The 16,404-nt window shown below is 37.0% G+C and carries 16 protein-coding genes and 1 tRNA gene; 13 read left to right on the top strand and 4 right to left on the bottom strand.

Translation table 11 applies throughout. The annotated features are described in order from the left end of the window. Positions 1-340: 340 nt before the first annotated feature. Positions 341-412 (bottom strand) — tRNA-Val (locus E7Z77_RS06225). Between the two features lie 121 nt (positions 413-533). Here E7Z77_RS06225 and E7Z77_RS06220 point away from each other — a divergent pair. Both E7Z77_RS06220 and uppP read left to right on the top strand, forming a co-directional pair. Then, positions 534-1,457, top strand: coding sequence for a branched-chain amino acid transaminase (locus E7Z77_RS06220; RefSeq protein ID WP_292751534.1), 924 nt, complete (start codon positions 534-536; stop codon positions 1,455-1,457). A 13-nt stretch (positions 1,458-1,470) separates the two neighbouring features. Then, positions 1,471-2,304, top strand: a complete 834-nt coding sequence (uppP, locus tag E7Z77_RS06215) for an undecaprenyl-diphosphatase UppP (protein ID WP_292751531.1) — start codon at positions 1,471-1,473, stop codon at positions 2,302-2,304. A gap of 31 nt (positions 2,305-2,335) precedes the next feature. Here the strand turns inward: uppP and cobT are convergent, their stop codons facing one another. Together cobT and E7Z77_RS06205 are read right to left on the bottom strand one after the other, a co-directional pair. Next, on the bottom strand, positions 2,336-3,403 hold the full coding sequence (gene cobT, locus E7Z77_RS06210) for a nicotinate mononucleotide-dependent phosphoribosyltransferase CobT (protein WP_292751528.1): 1,068 nt from the start codon (positions 3,401-3,403) through the stop codon (positions 2,336-2,338). Then, entirely contained in the window at positions 3,396-3,950 is a 555-nt protein-coding gene (locus tag E7Z77_RS06205; protein ID WP_292751525.1) for a hypothetical protein, read from the bottom strand. Before E7Z77_RS06205 ends, cobT begins: the two co-directional genes overlap by 8 nt. A gap of 118 nt (positions 3,951-4,068) precedes the next feature. Here E7Z77_RS06205 and E7Z77_RS06200 point away from each other — a divergent pair, with 118 nt between their 5' ends. The 11 genes from E7Z77_RS06200 (at position 4,069) to E7Z77_RS06150 (ending at position 15,658) form a co-directional block, all read left to right on the top strand. Continuing rightward, positions 4,069-4,515, top strand: coding sequence for a hypothetical protein (locus E7Z77_RS06200; protein WP_292751522.1), 447 nt, complete (start codon positions 4,069-4,071; stop codon positions 4,513-4,515). A gap of 9 nt (positions 4,516-4,524) precedes the next feature. Next, the gene (locus E7Z77_RS06195; RefSeq protein ID WP_292751519.1) at positions 4,525-4,770 is read left to right on the top strand and encodes a hypothetical protein; all 246 of its coding nucleotides are present in this window, start codon (positions 4,525-4,527) and stop codon (positions 4,768-4,770) included. Positions 4,771-4,783: 13 nt separating this feature from the next. After that, positions 4,784-5,059: a hypothetical protein gene (locus E7Z77_RS06190; protein ID WP_292751516.1), complete on the top strand. Its 276-nt coding sequence runs from the start codon at positions 4,784-4,786 to the stop codon at positions 5,057-5,059. A gap of 47 nt (positions 5,060-5,106) precedes the next feature. After that, a complete protein-coding gene (locus tag E7Z77_RS06185) occupies positions 5,107-6,705 on the top strand; it encodes a bifunctional N(6)-L-threonylcarbamoyladenine synthase/serine/threonine protein kinase (protein WP_292751513.1) in 1,599 nt (532 codons plus the stop codon). A gap of 45 nt (positions 6,706-6,750) precedes the next feature. Next, positions 6,751-7,302 (top strand): XTP/dITP diphosphatase, encoded by a 552-nt coding sequence (locus E7Z77_RS06180; RefSeq protein WP_292751510.1) that lies wholly within the window; start codon positions 6,751-6,753, stop codon positions 7,300-7,302. A gap of 67 nt (positions 7,303-7,369) precedes the next feature. Continuing rightward, positions 7,370-7,768: a 30S ribosomal protein S15 gene (locus E7Z77_RS06175; RefSeq protein ID WP_292751507.1), complete on the top strand. Its 399-nt coding sequence runs from the start codon at positions 7,370-7,372 to the stop codon at positions 7,766-7,768. Next, positions 7,758-9,092 carry a DHH family phosphoesterase gene (locus E7Z77_RS06170; RefSeq protein ID WP_292751504.1) on the top strand — a complete coding sequence of 445 codons (1,335 nt, stop codon included), beginning with the start codon at positions 7,758-7,760 and terminating at the stop codon, positions 9,090-9,092. The genes E7Z77_RS06175 and E7Z77_RS06170 overlap by 11 nt, the downstream gene beginning before the upstream one ends. Position 9,093: 1 nt before the next feature. Continuing rightward, positions 9,094-10,281, top strand: a complete 1,188-nt coding sequence (locus E7Z77_RS06165; protein ID WP_292751501.1) for an aconitase X catalytic domain-containing protein — start codon at positions 9,094-9,096, stop codon at positions 10,279-10,281. A 90-nt stretch (positions 10,282-10,371) separates the two neighbouring features. Further along, on the top strand, positions 10,372-11,757 hold the full coding sequence (locus E7Z77_RS06160) for a Mur ligase family protein (RefSeq protein WP_292751498.1): 1,386 nt from the start codon (positions 10,372-10,374) through the stop codon (positions 11,755-11,757). After that, entirely contained in the window at positions 11,750-13,258 is a 1,509-nt protein-coding gene (locus tag E7Z77_RS06155; RefSeq protein WP_292751495.1) for a Mur ligase family protein, read from the top strand. Before E7Z77_RS06160 ends, E7Z77_RS06155 begins: the two co-directional genes overlap by 8 nt. Positions 13,259-13,336: 78 nt before the next feature. Next, on the top strand, positions 13,337-15,658 hold the full coding sequence (locus E7Z77_RS06150; protein ID WP_292751492.1) for a DEAD/DEAH box helicase: 2,322 nt from the start codon (positions 13,337-13,339) through the stop codon (positions 15,656-15,658). Here the strand turns inward: E7Z77_RS06150 and E7Z77_RS06145 are convergent. Continuing rightward, positions 15,655-16,404: a sugar phosphate isomerase/epimerase gene (locus tag E7Z77_RS06145; protein ID WP_292751489.1), complete on the bottom strand. Its 750-nt coding sequence runs from the start codon at positions 16,402-16,404 to the stop codon at positions 15,655-15,657. The two genes, E7Z77_RS06150 and E7Z77_RS06145, sit on opposite strands and share 4 nt — an antisense overlap.

The following is a 16,404-nucleotide window of genomic DNA, read 5'->3' as shown; positions in this document are numbered from 1 at the left end:
GTCTAACAATAGGTCAATTACTGGTGAAGTACCAATATTACCACTTTTAATAATAGCAATTTTTACTACCATAATTTAGTCTCCTTTTTCGATAATTATAACTTTAATTAAGAAACTATTTAAATTTTATTATTTATGATTTTTAATGAATGTATGAATCTTTTGAATGAATGATGCTCATAAATTCAATGAAATTAATTAAATGGTATACAGTTATCTAATTTATTTGAAATTTTTTTAATAAAAATAATGTTAGATGTGCCAAAATTAGAGAAAAAGATTAGTATTAAAATGATGAAAAAATGGACTAAATGTAAAAAAATTTTAAAATTAGAATGAGTGGTTCCGACGAGATTCGAACTCGTGATCCCCTCCTTGTAAGGGAGGTATCATACCACTAGACCACGGAACCAACAAATATTATTATGAATTTACTATTATATATACCTTTCTGTTATTGATTAAAATTGAACAAAGTAAGTTTATTATATATAAAAAACATATTAATTATCACAAAAAATAGAAGTGATAAAATGGCATGGGACGATAAAGAAACTAAAGTTTGGATGGACGGAGAATTTGTTGAATGGAAAGACGCTAATATTTCAGTGCTTTCTCACGTTGTCCATTATGGTACAAGTGTTTTTGAAGGTATTCGTGCATACGAAAATGAAAATGGTGTAGCGGTATTTCGTTTAAAAGAACATGTACAACGTTTATTCGATTCTGCGAAAATTTATAAAATTGATATTCCTTTTACTCAAGAAGAAATTGAAGAAGCTATTTTAGAAACCCTACGTGTAAACGATTTAGGGGCATGTTACATACGTCCTATTGTATTTAGAGGATATGGAGAACTTGGAGTAAATCCTTTAGGATGTCCTGTTAATGTAGTCATAGCTGCTTGGGAATGGGGATCATATTTAGGTGAAGAAGGAATGGCAAACGGTGTAGACATTGGAGTATCCTCATGGAGAAAACCGGCACCTGACACTTTCCCTGCACTCGCCAAATGTGGTGCAAATTACATGAACTCCCAGTTAGCTAAACTTGAAGCTATTGACAACGGTTTCGATGAAGCAATCATGCTTGACTATGAAGGGCATGTTTCTGAAGGTAGTGGAGAAAACATTTTCCTCGTTGAAGGTGAAAAGTTATTCACTCCGGCAATGTCATCTTCCAACCTCAAAGGTATTACCAGAGACTCTGTCATGACCATTGCACGTGATTTAGGTTATGAAGTAATTGAAGAAGTCATTTCAAGAGAAAGATTATACGCTGCAAATGAAGTATTCTTCACTGGAACTGCAGCTGAAGTAACTCCTATTCGTTCAATTGACCACAGAACAATTGGTATCGGTAGAAGAGGACCAATTTCCGAAAAATTACAAACAGCATTCTTCGATATCGTAGAAGCTAAAACAGAAGACAAATACGGTTGGTTATCATACATCTAAGCGGTGTTAAGTTATGGATATAATTCAGGCAATAATAATTGGTATTGTTCAAGGTTTAACTGAATTTTTACCAGTTAGCAGTTCAGCACACTTGGTTTTTGCCCATAATATTCTAGGTGTTGAAAGTTCCCTTGCTTTTGATGTTTTCCTTCATTTGGGAACATTAATAGCCGTTATATGGTTCTTCCGCTGGGACATCCTTAAAATGCTCAAATCATGGTGGTTAAGCATTGGCGATATCTTGCAAGGAAGATTCAGGCAGGGGTTACGTGATGATCCATATAAGAGACTTGCTTGGTATGTTATTTTAGCGACTATTCCTGTTGGTATTGTGGGAGTTTTATTTGAAGACTCCATTGATGCACTGTTCGCAGGTGCATTATATGTTCCTGCATTCTTCTTATTTGTAACAGGTACCATACTTTACCTGTCTCAAAGAATGAACAGTGGAAATATTAATTTACGTAACATTTCTGCAAAAGAGTCATTATGGATGGGATTGGGTCAGGCATGTGCAATCTTACCGGGTCTTTCACGTTCAGGTACTACAATTGCTGCAGGTTTAACAGCAGGTCTTGAAAAAGAATTTGCTGCTAAGTTCAGTTTCATATTATCTATTCCGGCGATATTTGGAGCGTTCCTATTCCAGCTTAAAGACATTGGATCTGCTATGGATGCTAACTTCTTGCCTATCTTTTTAGGTTTTATTGCATCAATTATTGCAGGATACTTTGCTATAAAATGGATGTTGGACTTGATTCAAAACAGAAGTTTGGACATCTTTGCCTATTATTGCTGGTTGATGGGTATTATAGTGTTTATGGGCTCAATAGCTCATATATTCTAAAATTAAAAAAAATATAGAGATTATTTAATCTCTATTTACATACTTTTTCTATTCTTTTTCTCAGTTTTTCAACAGAATTTCCTAAGGCAAGCGCTGCAAACATGGCTCCTCCGGCTCCAGCACCTTCTTTAACAAATCCTTTCAAGTAATTTTTCAGCCCGTCATGTTCAGAATCTTCAAATTTAGGGTCTACTGCATGAACGGTAATGTTGTCATCGATTTGTTTTAGGATTCCGAATAAATCCGCTGTCTCATCGCCTGCGACGTATACTGTGGTGGCAAGGTTAATTCTTGAAAAGTCAAAGTTAGGTTGGATTGATTTTATGATTGCACAGGCGGCAGCCATCTGTGTTCCTCCGGCCAGGATTACAGGAATGTCTGAACCTAAAACTATTCCGGCGATTGCAGGTAATGTAGGGTCGCCCACTGCACCTATTGCCTGCATTGCATCGATGTCATCTGTTTCAGGGTCAAGACCGGCATTTTTCAATCCTTCATCTACAGCCTTTGTTTTCATGTCATGGGGATTGTGCGGCATGCTTCCGCTTACTTTTTCATTGGCGTCATAGCCAAGTGCTCTCAATACTCCTAAGGCTGTTGTAGTTCCTGCAGCTATGCTTTCCCCAATAATTAGCATTTCATGCCTGTCTGATAATTCAGAACCTAAATCCTTTGCATTTTCAAAAATTTCAAGAGGATTTAAAACTCCTTTTCCTGTTCTGATGTCTCTTCCATAATCTTTTCCTAAGTTGACGTATTCCACATCGGGTTTTATTTTAGAACCTGCATCGACAACTACAAAGGGGATGTTTGCAAGCTGAAGTGATGCTTTTGTAAGTCTTGCAGGAGTGGGTGCTGCTGCATCTCCAACTACAGTTTCAGCAGGGGCTTCACAACATCTTACTTCATCTAAAATCATAAATTCAACGTCTGAAGCAGGTGTGTATTCTGTCAAATCCGCTGATGGGCCGGCACCTGAGATTCCATCTATTAATGAGGTTTCGGTTGTACCTATAGTAATTAAGAATACAGTATCATTGGATTGCTGCAATTTTTCGAGTAATTCAGTTGATCCGTATGTTGTTATTCCTTCAATCATCATTTTCACCTAATTTTTTCAACTGTTCTATAATAATCTTGTTCTGATTGATAATCTTTTTATTTTGAAGAATTATTTTCTTCAGCATTTCCCTTTCAGGCAATTCATCATCTGTGTAGAATTGCTTGCCGTCTCTTGCTCTTGGAGGAATTTTGATTTGGTCTTTTGGTGGAAGTGAAGTTTTTTCCTCTTCTTTTGGAGCAACATTAATTTGATTTTGAGGAAGTGATGCTTTTCCATCTCCTCTTTGAGGTATTACTCCTTTTGATGCACTGTCTTCATTTGAAATAAAGTCGACATATCTGTGCTGCACTTCAATCTTTCCTCTCTCGTCAAGCAGTTCCATCAATCTTTCATCTACCTGGTCGACACCAACCAGCTGTTCCTCTTCGACTTCATGAATCAATCTTTTTTGAATGTTGTATGCATTGTAGATAGCAATTCCTCTTATTTTACATTCGTTTTTAAACATGTCATGAATGTTGATGTCTCCGGTCAATTTTTTAATTCTTTTCTGTTCTGGAGTATTAGCACTATAAAATCCCATGAATTCAATTATGTATTTTAAATTTAAAATATTTTTACCTATGCAATTTTGTCTAATTTTAATACATTAAAAAGTTATTTATATTAAAATGTCTAATTATTATACATGAGGTGAGGTTATGTTAAAAGATATTTTCGGGAATCATCCTCAAGTTAAAGTAATAGATTATATGTTATCATGCCCATTTCAGGAATTAACAAAACAGCAACTGGCTGTTGGTTCTGAAATATCAAGATCGACATTAGATAAATTTATTGATGATTTTCTCGAGTATGGGTTATTATGTAAAAAAGGATCTAAATATGTTGTAAATTTTAAATCAGAATTTGTCAGAGATTTTTATAGCATCAGCAACAAACTTGTCAAAATTGAAATTGAAAGACAGGAACAGCTTCCGGAAGAGGAATTTGAGAGCTATTCGGATGAAGAATTGGATGATATTCTAAGTGAAATTCCAGATGAAATCAATTTGGACAGGTTAGAGTTTGAAATTGAATCAAAAGAGTTTTATACATTTTCTAGTGATAAATCGACAAAAAATTCTTTTGAACTGTCAATATTGTAGGTGATAAAAATGAGGAACATATCAAATATACCATATGATGAGGAAGTAAGAATAAATAAGGATTCAAAAGTTGTTCACGCATCTTCTTTAGGCGTTGGTGGTGTGGATGATGAAATTAGAATTGTAATTTGCAATAAAAAACTAATCAGCGATAAAGATGGTTTTAAATTAATCAATGAATCAGATTTTCAAATTGTTATGGATAAAAAAACAGCAAATGATTTAAAACACCTTTTAGAACAATACACAGATTAATGAAGGTGGTTTTATGAAAACCAACACCATTATCCAAGAAGAGATATTATTCTTCTTGTATCATAATAAATATTTCAATAAACGCCACACTCCAATTTCTAATATATGTAACAAATTATCCGGAATTCCATGTAAATATATCAAAAATGAGTTAAAAAGTTTATACAAACTTAAATTTATTAGATTTAAAAAGACTAAGCATGGAAATGATGTTTTCTTAAATATTAAAATGAAAAAAGAAATTGAAGATATTATTTCAGATAAACTAGATTCATTATATTCGCTATGATTTAATATTAGGAAGGATAATATATAGTAATAATTAATTTTTTTTAGTTGATTATTTTGATAAGCTTAGGAATTGAAGGAACTGCGGAAAAAACTGGTGTAGGCATTGTTGACAGTGATGGGAATATTCTGGCAATGGCTGGAAAACAACTGTTCCCCGAAGAGGGAGGTATCCATCCTAGACTGGCTGCCGAACACCATGCAGAATGGATTCCTAAACTGATTCCACAGGCCATTGAAGAATCAGGATTATCTTATGATGACATTGACCTGATTTCATTTTCACAGGGTCCGGGCTTGGGTCCTGCTTTAAGAATCGTTGCAACCTCAGCCAGAAGCTTGGCATTGTCCTTAAATAAACCGATAATCGGTGTCAATCATTGTATTGGACATGTTGAAGTTGGTAAGCTTGACACAGGTGCTGTAAATCCAGTATCACTTTACGTAAGTGGTGGTAACAGTCAGGTTATTGCATATGAAAGCGGAAGATATAGGATTTTTGGCGAGACTTTGGATATAGCTATTGGAAACTGCCTTGATCATTTCGGACGTGAAACCGGTTTGGGACACCCCGGCGGGCCGGTAATTGAAAAATTGGCAAAGCAAGGTTCATATATTGATTTGCCTTATGTCGTGAAAGGAATGGACTTTTCATTTTCAGGATTGCTGTCTGCGGCTTTAAGGGAAGCTCAGAAAGGAACACCTATGGAAGATATCTGCTTTTCACTTCAAGAGACCGCATTTGCAATGCTTGTTGAAGTTACAGAACGAGCCCTATCCCACACCCAGAAGGATGAGGTGATGCTGTGCGGCGGTGTTTCAGCAAATTCCAGATTAAGGGAAATGCTTAAGACAATGTCTGAAGAGCATGGCGCCAAGTTTTACATGCCTGAAATGAAGCTCTGCGGCGACAATGGAGTGATGATTGCATGGCTGGGTCTTTTGATGTGCAATGAATTCGGACCGATGAAGTTGGAAGAAACCGAAATCATTCAAAAGTTCAGAACAGATGAAGTCGACATTCCATGGATTGACAATACCAAGACTTATTTGAAATTAAGTGATGATTTGATAGCAAAAGGTGCCGAATCAAATATTGTAAAATCAAGCTATTTGGGAGAAAAGGCAGTATTGAAAGACAGGATTCCTAAAAGCTATAGAATTCCCGAAATTGACAACAAAATCAGAAAGGCAAGAACAAAGGAAGAGGCTAAGCTATTGTCTGATGCAAAGCGTGCAGGTGTCAGGACTCCAGTTTTATATGATATTGACCTGGAGCGTAAATCCATATTGATGGAAGAGATTGAGGGGGATATGGTTAAGGATATCCTTGATGAGGATTTGGCATTTAGAATAGGGCAGGACATCGCCAAACTTCACTCAGCAGATATCATTCATGGTGACATTACAACATCCAACATCATGCTGCAGAATGACAATCTGGTTTTCATTGATTTTGGCCTTGGAAGATATTCACACTTGGATGAGGATAAGGCTGTTGACCTGCTTGTTTTAAAGAAGGCTCTGCAAAGTATTGATTATAATTTGGCCATAAAATACTTTGACTGTGTTTTAAAAGGTTATGGGGATGAATCCATTTTGAATAAAATACGGGATGTTGAATCACGCGGAAGATACACCCACTGATTTTTTGGATTAAATATATAAAAAAATGAAATCATAATTAAAAATATGATAACATTTATAACTGGTAACGAACATAAAGTTAAAGAAGCAGAGACTATTTTCAAGGATTATGACATTAACTTGGAGCATATTGATTTAGGTTACGAAGAACCTCAGGGAACTCTTGAGGAGGTGGCCATATCAGGCGCAAAATATGCTTGTCGTAAACTTGACAGACCTGTGATTGTTGAAGATGCTGGTTTATTCATTAAAGCTTTAAATGGATTTCCTGGGACCTATTCACATTATGTTCAGGATACCATTGGAAATCAGGGAATTTTAAAGTTATTAACCGATACTGATGACCGTTATGCCGAATTCAGGTCAGTTATTGGGTACTGTGCCCCCAATTCTGAGCCCAAGATCTTTTTAGGCAAGGTGTCAGGAGAAATCGCAGTTGAAGAAAGAGGAAATTTAGGATTTGCTTTTGATCCGTTGTTTTATGTGCCTAGTTTAGGCAAGACATTCGGAGAACTTACAACTGATGAAAAAAACCAATTTTCACATAGAAAAAACTCTTTAGAAAAATTCATTAAATGGTATTCTACACAGGAATAGCGTTGTTTTTCTAAATAATAATTATTGGGCTTATTTAAGATTTAAAAAATTTAAAGAGGTTTATATTATGGCAAGACCAGAATGGGTAACTTATAGTGATGAAGAAATTGAAGAAATGATTTTAAAATTTAACAGAGAAGGTAAAAGTACTTCCGAAATTGGTATTATCTTAAGAGACCAATACGGAATCCCATCCGTTAAAGATGTAACCGGTGAAAGAATCACCCAAATCTTAAAAAGAAACGGTCAAGCTGGAGAATACCCAGAAGACTTATTAAACTTAATCAAAAGAGCTGTTAACATCAGAGACCACTTAGAAGAAAATCCTAAAGATTTACACTCTAAAAGAGGTTTAACTATCATTGAATCAAGAATCAGAAGATTAGCATCTTACTATGTAAGTGAAGGTAAATTACCAGAAGGATGGAGATATAATCCAAAAGAAGCAGCACTCCTTGTTAAATAGAGCTAGTGAAGCTACTGATATGCTTAAGGAGCATATTGAAAAGGACAGTGTTATAAGAATAATTTCTCATAACGATGCTGATGGAATATCAGCGGCAGCAGTTATAGCGAATGCTTTGGCTGAAGAGGATGTTCAGTTCCATACTACAATTATCCCACGTCTTAAGGAGGATATTGTAAATCAGCTTAGAAGTGAAAAATATGATTTGTTCATATTTTCCGATATGGGCAGTCCGTTCATTAAGGAGTTCAATACCTATAAGCATGATGTTATTGTTGCAGATCACCACCAGGTAGACGGCACAGAATCCGAAAGCAATGTTGTCCATCTTAATCCTCATTTGTTTGGAATTGATGGAAGTAAGGATTTGTGCGGTGCAGGTTCAAGCTATCTGGCTATTCGTGATCTTGATAAAAAGCATTTGGCATATTTCGCTTTAATTGGTGCGTTTGGTGATATGCAAGGTCAGGATGGATTTACTGGTGTAAATAAACTGATTGTTGATGATGCATTGGAAAGCGGTGCTTTGGAAGTTCATGAAGGTTTGAAGATTGTTTCCAAAGCTTCCGAACCTATTTTCAAATCACTTGCATATACTTTTTCACCGCCACTTCCGAAAATCAGTGGAGATTTGGATGGGGCACGTGAATTTTTGGAGCGTATGAATTTATCTTATGGAATCAAGTTTACTGATATGGAAGATGAAGAAAAGGACTTGCTGAAAGACGCACTCATTTCAATTAATCCGGATATTTTCGGCGATTGTTATACCGTTCCTAAAGAAGTCCCGCTATTGCGTGATTTGGAGGAGTACTCCTACATTTTAGATGCTTGCGGTAAAAACAAAAAGCAAGGTCTCGGTTTAAGCATTGCCCTTGGTGAAAGGGACCAGGCTCTTGATGCGGCTTTGAGGCTGCAACGCCAATATCGTGACCAAATCGTCAAAGGTCTTGAATGGGTTAAAAAGGAAGGTGCTGAGCAGCTCAACAGCATTCAATATTTATATTCTGAAGATAAAGTGTTAAAATCAGTTATGGGCACTATAGCCAGTATCGGATTATCTGTAGAACTGTTGGATGATTCAAAACCTGTTTTAGGACTTTCAAGACTCCACAGAGATATTAAGATATCCGGCAGAACCACACGCGACATGGTTGCCAAAGGGGTTAACTTAGGAAAAGCCCTGCAGGATTCATCAAATAACTTTGGTGGAACCGGTGGAGGTCATGACATTGCTGCGGGCGCTATGATTCCATATGAGAGTAAAGATAATTTCTTGCACTTGGTAGATGAGATGGTTGAATATCAATTAACTAATGATTAGCATGTTTTTAACAAAAAAAGAAGAACAAATGTGTGATGGTGAATTCGGGGAAACCATCAGAAAAAGTATGGATATTCTTGTTGCTTTGGGAGACATTTATGGGGCTTCCAAATTGGTGGACATTACATCCGCACAGGTATCCGGCGTTTCATATAAGACAATTGGTGATGCCGGATTGGAATATCTTGAAGATTTGGCTCGTGATGGTTCAGGTAAAGCTACTATAAACGCTTCTTTAAATCCGCCTGGAACCGATTTGGACAATTGGGAACAATTGGGATTTCCAAAGGATTTTGCAATTAAGCAAAATCAGATTGTAGATGCATATGCAAATCTTGGAATTTCCAAAACATGTACCTGCACACCTTATCTGGTGGGCAATGTTCCAAGATTCAGGGATCATGTGTCCTGGTCAGAATCATCAGCCGTTGCATATGTTAATTCTGTCATTGGTGCCAGAACCAATCGTGAAGGCGGACCTGCAGCATTGGCGGCAGCCATTGTCGGTAAAACTCCATTATATGGATTCCATTTGGAGCAAAACAGGAAAGCAAATTTGATTGTCAATGTAAATTGTGAACTTAAGGGCGCTGATTTCGGTGCTTTAGGTTATATCATCGGAAAATTTGTCGGTGGCGGTGTACCTTACTTCAAATTACAGAATACTCCTGACAACAATGATTTAAAAACATTAGGCGCGGCACTTGCTTCATCAGGTTCAGTAGCGCTTTATCATATGGAAGGCGTCACTCCTGAATATGATATGGCAGGCAAGGATGATGTTGAAGACATAATGTTTATTTCCGAAAAGGAAATTTCAGAAACCCGCCAAAAATTATCTACCACTGATAAAGAGCCTGATTTGATATGCTTGGGATGTCCTCATGCATCTTTGGAGGAAATCAAAAGAGTAGCCAATATCGTTCAGGGAAAAACTATTAAAAACAAATTATGGATTTGCACATCAGTCAGTGTAAAGGCAACAGCCGACAGAATGGGTTATACAGAAGCCATTGAAAAAGCAGGCGGAAACGTTGTATGTGACACATGTATGGTTGTAGCTCCTATTGAAGAGATGGGCTTTGAAGTGATTGGTGTAAATTCAGCAAAAGCAGCAAATTATGTTCCATCTATGTGTGGACTTGATGTTGTTTATAACGATGTGGAAAATTTAATTCATTTTGAATGAATTTTCTAATTTTCTTTTTTTTAAATCTTTAAAATTTAAATTTAATAAGATTCAAATATTTAACATAATAAATTAATGGGAAGACTTTTTATGAAATATTTAGTTGTAGGTGCCGGAAATGCAAGTAGGCCTGTTGCAAGACTACTAAACCATCTAGGCCATGATGTTGTCATAACAGATTTGAAGGATATTTCTGAATTTAAAATAGAATTTCAAAGAAGCTTAAATCAGATAGAAAAAGAAGGGGTTGTTTTAGATATGCCGAATAAGGACCCCTCCGTTGATGGCTTCGATGCCGTGTATATGCCGCCTACATTACCTGATTCCGCTCCGGTAGCTCAAAAGATTGCAAAGTCCGACCTAAAAATTTTAACCAATGAAGAATTTTCCAAGATAGTCAATGACCTGATTCCTGTCGACATTGTTGGAATTACAGGAACCATGGGAAAGACAACCACCACTTTCATTACAACCAGCCTGTTCAAGCAGGCAGGATATAAGGTATGGTCATGTTCATCCCTTGTCAATAACCTGGTTTCAGAAGCAATAATTGACGGTATTGTCACAGGCAAGGCAAATGATTGCGACATTGCCATATTCGAACTTCCTCATGGTACAATCGGTCTTTTGAACAGACTGAATGTTAAAATTGGCCTTCTGACAAACATTGCAGAAGACCATCTGTCCGAATTTGGAGGTTCACTTGAAAGGTATCAGCAAAGAAAACTGGTTCTGCAGGCAATGAGTGAGAAGTTCATTGCAAACAACTCCTGCAGGGATATCATCGAAAAAGTCAGGGACGACGCGATATATTATGCATTGGATGAGGATGTTGATTTTAAGGGAACTGTTGGAGATAAGTCATTAACTATCAGATATGGTGACAATGAATTCACCACTCCATTTCACATGATGAGCTATTTCTTTGAAAACTCTGTTGCAGCTTCTGCTGTCGCATTGACATATGGAGTTCAGGAAAAGGATATCATTGATGCATTGACTGAATTTAAAGGACTTCCGGCACACATGGAGGATGTCGGGGAGTATAATGGCAGAAAAGTAATTTTGGATTCAGCATTTTTATATGATGGAATGAAAATAACATTGGATTACTTTAAGGATGAAAGTGTTGTTTTATTCCTGGATCATTTTGATACATTGTCCGTAAGGGATAAAACTGAAGTGGGTCAATTAGTCAATGGTTATGACATTAAAGTGGTTATAGCCAGCGGATTTAATGAGGTCACTCAGGAAGTGGAAATGGAAGCCGCTCAGGAAATCTTGGATGCAATTACAAATCCTAAAATCGAAAAGGTGGCTGTCGAAACAATTGAAAAGGCAGCGGAATTGACATTCAAATATTCAGAGCCCGGCGATATCATTCTGCACATGGGTCCGCTTATAGCATATGATAGATTGACTACTGTCGACAAGATTATGAAAGGACTGGAAATAGGAAGTAAAAAGTATGAATAAAAATAAGACCTTCGGAGTTATTGGTGTTTGCGGAGCGAATGGTAATTTAATAGCAAGAATCCTTAAACAAAGAGGATATGATGTTATAGGAACTGATTTAGCATTCAAAAAAGATTGCAGATTTGCAAAAGCTTTAGAAGGTTATGATATTGATGTTTTCTATGGGAAAACTCCCGAAACATTTTTCAAAAAGGCGGATTATATAATCCCTCCCGCCAGTTTGCCTAAAGATTCTGAATTGTTTAAAAAAATTGACAAGCCTATTTTGGAATTATGTGATGTCATTGAAATGATTCAGCCTGAAAAGCCGGTGTTTGGAATAACTGGTACAAACGGCAAAACCACCACAACCACATTGCTTAAAAAGATTGCCTATGACAATGGCATTAAACCGTGCGAACATGATTTGGAAGGTATGCAGGGCAATGCGGAATTCATTCCAATTCTACAGTCAAGATTGGACGGGGATGTTGCAATTCTTGAAGTGGGAACATTCGGAGTTCCAGGCACTGTAGGAAGGATTGTCAAGAATACTTCCATGTCCAGTGGTTTGATAACAAACATCACTCCTGATCACTTGAATGACCTTGGAAGCTTTATGGATTATGCCAATGTAAAAGGTGAATTCATCAAGGAGTTGGGCCTTGGGCAGCTGATTGTAAACGGTAATGACCCGACAATCATGGGTCTTTTAAGGGAACTCGACTTTAAGGGAGAGGTTATTACCTTCGGGCTTGACGAGCTTCCCGATTCAATAGGTATGAAGGAATGTGTTTGCGGAAATGAGATAGCTGTAAAGGAAATCATTTCAGGTTGCGGATATTACTTCTGCAAATGCGGAATCACAACTCCGCAGGTTGATTATGTTGCCACAAATATTGATTTGCCCAACAGAACTTTTGACTTGCACACTCCAACAGAAAAATTAACCGTAAAGATGGGGGTTGACGGACTTCACAATGTTTACAACTTAACTGGAGTAATCATTGCGGCCCATAAATTCCTGAACTTGCCTTACGAAAAAATCTTACCTTCAATTGCTAGTTTTACAGGCGTAAGCGGAAGGATGGAAGAGGTGGGAACCGTAAACGGTAAGAATATTTTTGTTGATTATGCCCACAATCCCGGTGGGGTTGAAACAGTATTGAAAGAATTCAATAAGCTATTCGGAGATTTCACAACAATAATTACCGTTTCTTCAGAATCAGGTTATGTCGGTGATTTGGACATATTCAACAGTGTTTTGAAATTCTCAAAATTCATTGTTCCGGCTTCAGTCGCATCTCAAAAAATTGCAGTGGAAAAACTAAGGGCCAATCCTGAACTGAATGACAGAATCTTTTTAAACCATGTTGATGACTTCGTGAAAGAAGGAACCCTCGGGGCTTCCGAAGAAGAGGTCAGGGATGGTTTGAGAAAGGCATTGAACTTGGATTGTGAAATGGTAATAGCTCTTGGAGAAGCAGCCACTAAATTCAAATCAGTTATTTTTGATTTATAATTCAATGTGAAAATTGATATTACTTTTCAAATGCTCTCTTAAAACATTTATAAACATTTAAAAACAAAATTTGTAACTATGACTAGCTATATTAATCATCCTTTACTGAAAAAAGATGCAATTGAATCAAGGTTATATCAACAGATTCTTGCAGGGGATGTATTAAAGAAAGGAAATACGATGGTTGTTGCACCGACAGCTTTAGGTAAAACAATCATTGCTATTTTGGTCGCTGCTGATAGATTGTATAAGGTTAAAAATTCAAAAGTACTTGTTTTAGCTCCTTCTAAACCTTTGGCAATTCAGCATGAAGCTAGTTTTAAAGAATTTATCAATCTTCCCTGCACTTCAATAACAGGCGCCGTCAAAACCGATGAACGTGTTAAGAGATGGGAAGAATCAAGAATCATCTCTGCAACACCCCAAACAATCGAATCCGACTTATTGAATGGACGATATGACTTGAGCAGTGTCTCTTTAATAGTATTTGATGAATGCCATCATGCTGTAGGATCTTATTCCTATGTGTATCTGGCATCACGATACGTACAGGAATCCAAATTCAATCTTGTTCTGGCTCTTACCGCATCACCGGGTTCGGACAAATATAAAATCAAGGAAGTTTGTGAAAATCTCTATATTCAAAACATTGTAGTAAAGACAGAAGACGACCCTGATGTAAAGCCTTACTTCAATCCGGTCGAGATTGAATGGGTCCGGGTAAAGATGAGTTCAGAGCTTGAAAAAATCAAATCACATGTTGATAAAGCGTTGAAGGTGCGCCTCAAGGCTTTAAAAAATATGGGCGTTATTAAAACGGTTTCCGTCGGTAAGGTCGATATTTTAAAAGCAAGGGGAAGAATTCAGGGTGAAATCGCAAGGACTACAAATCCGGACAAGGAACTGTTCCATGCCATTTCCATATTGAGTGCAGTTATCAACATTCAGCATGCTCAGGAGCTGATTGAAACCCAGGGCGTACAAACTTTTAATAAGTATGTTGCAAGGCTGCGTAAAAAGAAAACCAAAGCTGCAAAATCCCTGATGTGGGATGATAATTTTGGACGTGCAGTCAAAATGGCTAGAGATGCCGAAAAACATGGTTGGGAACATCCTAAACTTCGTGAAATCACTAAAATTCTTAAGAAGGAATTGGGTGAAGGCGATGGCCAGACAAAACTTAAAACCTCCAGATTTGATGATAAAAGTGATGAAAACTCTTCAAAGATTATGGTATTCACACAATATAGGGATACTCTTGAAATGATTCATCAGAAACTTGAAAAAGAGGGCATTAAATCTGCAAAATTCTTTGGTCAAGCACAAAAGGATGGTGAAAAGGGTCTGACTCAAAAGGAACAGAAAGCTATTATCAAGTCATTCAGAAAAGGGGAATATGATGTATTGATTTCAACAAGTGTTGCTGAAGAGGGTATTGATATTCCTGCAGTTGACCTGGTTGTTTTATATGAGCCTGTGCCATCGGAAGTTAGAATGATTCAAAGACGTGGAAGGACCGGACGTAAAAGAACAGGCCGTGTTAAGGTTTTAGTAACAAACGGTACAAGGGATGAAGCCTATTTCTGGTCTTCAATCAGAAAAGAGGACATGATGAAAAACCAGCTTATAGATCCTGATGTTTTGAAAGAGCTGAATGAGTCCGCTACTGAGAGAATGGAAAATGAAAAGAAGATTAAAGTTATTGAAAGGCCTAAGAATGAAAATGATTTCCCTATAGTTTATGCGGATTCTCGTGAAGGCAATTCAAAAGTAATCAGACATTTAACAGAAATGGAAATCGACGTTAAGGTGCATTCCATGGCTGTTGCCGATTATCAGGTCAGCGATGAAGTAGCTATTGAGAGAAAAACCGCAAAGGATTTTGTCGATTCATTAATTGATAAGAGATTGTTTAAACAGGCCAAAGAATTATCTGAAGAGTTCAAGCATCCTATAATGATTTTGGAGGGGGATGATTTGTATAATGGTATGGTTAATCCAAATGCAATACGGGGTTCATTGGCTTCCATTGCAATCGATTTTGGCATAAGCATCATTCCTACACGAAATGCGCAGGATACTGCAGCCATGATTAAAAGGATAGCTGTAAGGGAACAAAACGGTGAAAGAACTCCAATTCAGATTAGAACAGATAAAAAACCTGTCAGTCTTTTGGAGCAGCAATTGTTCATAGTCGAATCTTTACCTAATATCGGTCCCGTCAATGCTAAAAATTTATTGCAGCACTTCGGGTCTGTTGCAAATGTTTTGAATGCATCAGAAAGCGAACTTCAGGAAGTTGAAGGTATCGGTAAAAAAACAGCAGAAAACATTAGAAAGGTAATTGATTCAAAATATCTGTATTTCCAAAAAGAAATTAAAGAGAAAAAACTTCTTTAGAAGTTCTTTTTCATATATTCATAACTTTTTTTGATAGAATCATAGTCATTTACTTCAATGATGTAGATGCCATCATAATTTTTATTCTCTAAAGTGTTGACGATGTGATTTAAATCAATAGAGCCTTCACCTAATGCAAGGTGTGAGTCATCATCACCAAAATTATCATGGATATGTACGTGTTTAATTGAATCAAAATACATTGCGTCTGGAGAATATCCTGCATGCTTTGCATGGCCGATGTCTAATGTCATTGACATGTCCAGTGATGTGAGAAGCTCATGCAAATCTTCAATATTGTGGTAGATCATCGCATCAAATATTGGCATGTTCTCAATTGTTGTTAAAACGCCAAGGTCATTTCCATACTCGCCGAGCTCTTTGATGGATTCATTTGAACACTCATAAACCTTATCTAAAAAATATTTTTTCGCCAAAAATGTGGCTAGTCCCGGATGGACAACAACGGCCTCGGCATTAATCCTGTTGGCCAAATCAATGGAATCCTTAATCTGGTCAATTGAATTCAATCGGCTTTTATCCTGTAGGGCGGCAATATTGACATCCATGAATGGGGAGTGAACGGAATATTTCAAATTGAAACTTTCCAGTATTTCAATGTCAATGTCTTCACAGGGGAACTGATGAACCAGTTCGGCATACTCGATTCCCAGGCTTTCTATAAATTCCAATGTGTTTTCCAATGAATCTTCTATTCCGGCAAGTGTTGATGCTCCAATTTTCAT

Origin of the sequence: Methanobrevibacter sp. (assembly GCF_015062985.1) — an archaeon.
GTDB lineage: Archaea > Methanobacteriota > Methanobacteria > Methanobacteriales > Methanobacteriaceae > Methanocatella.
The sequence above is the reverse complement of the archived record's forward strand: the minus strand, read 5'-3'. Positions and strand labels throughout refer to the sequence as shown.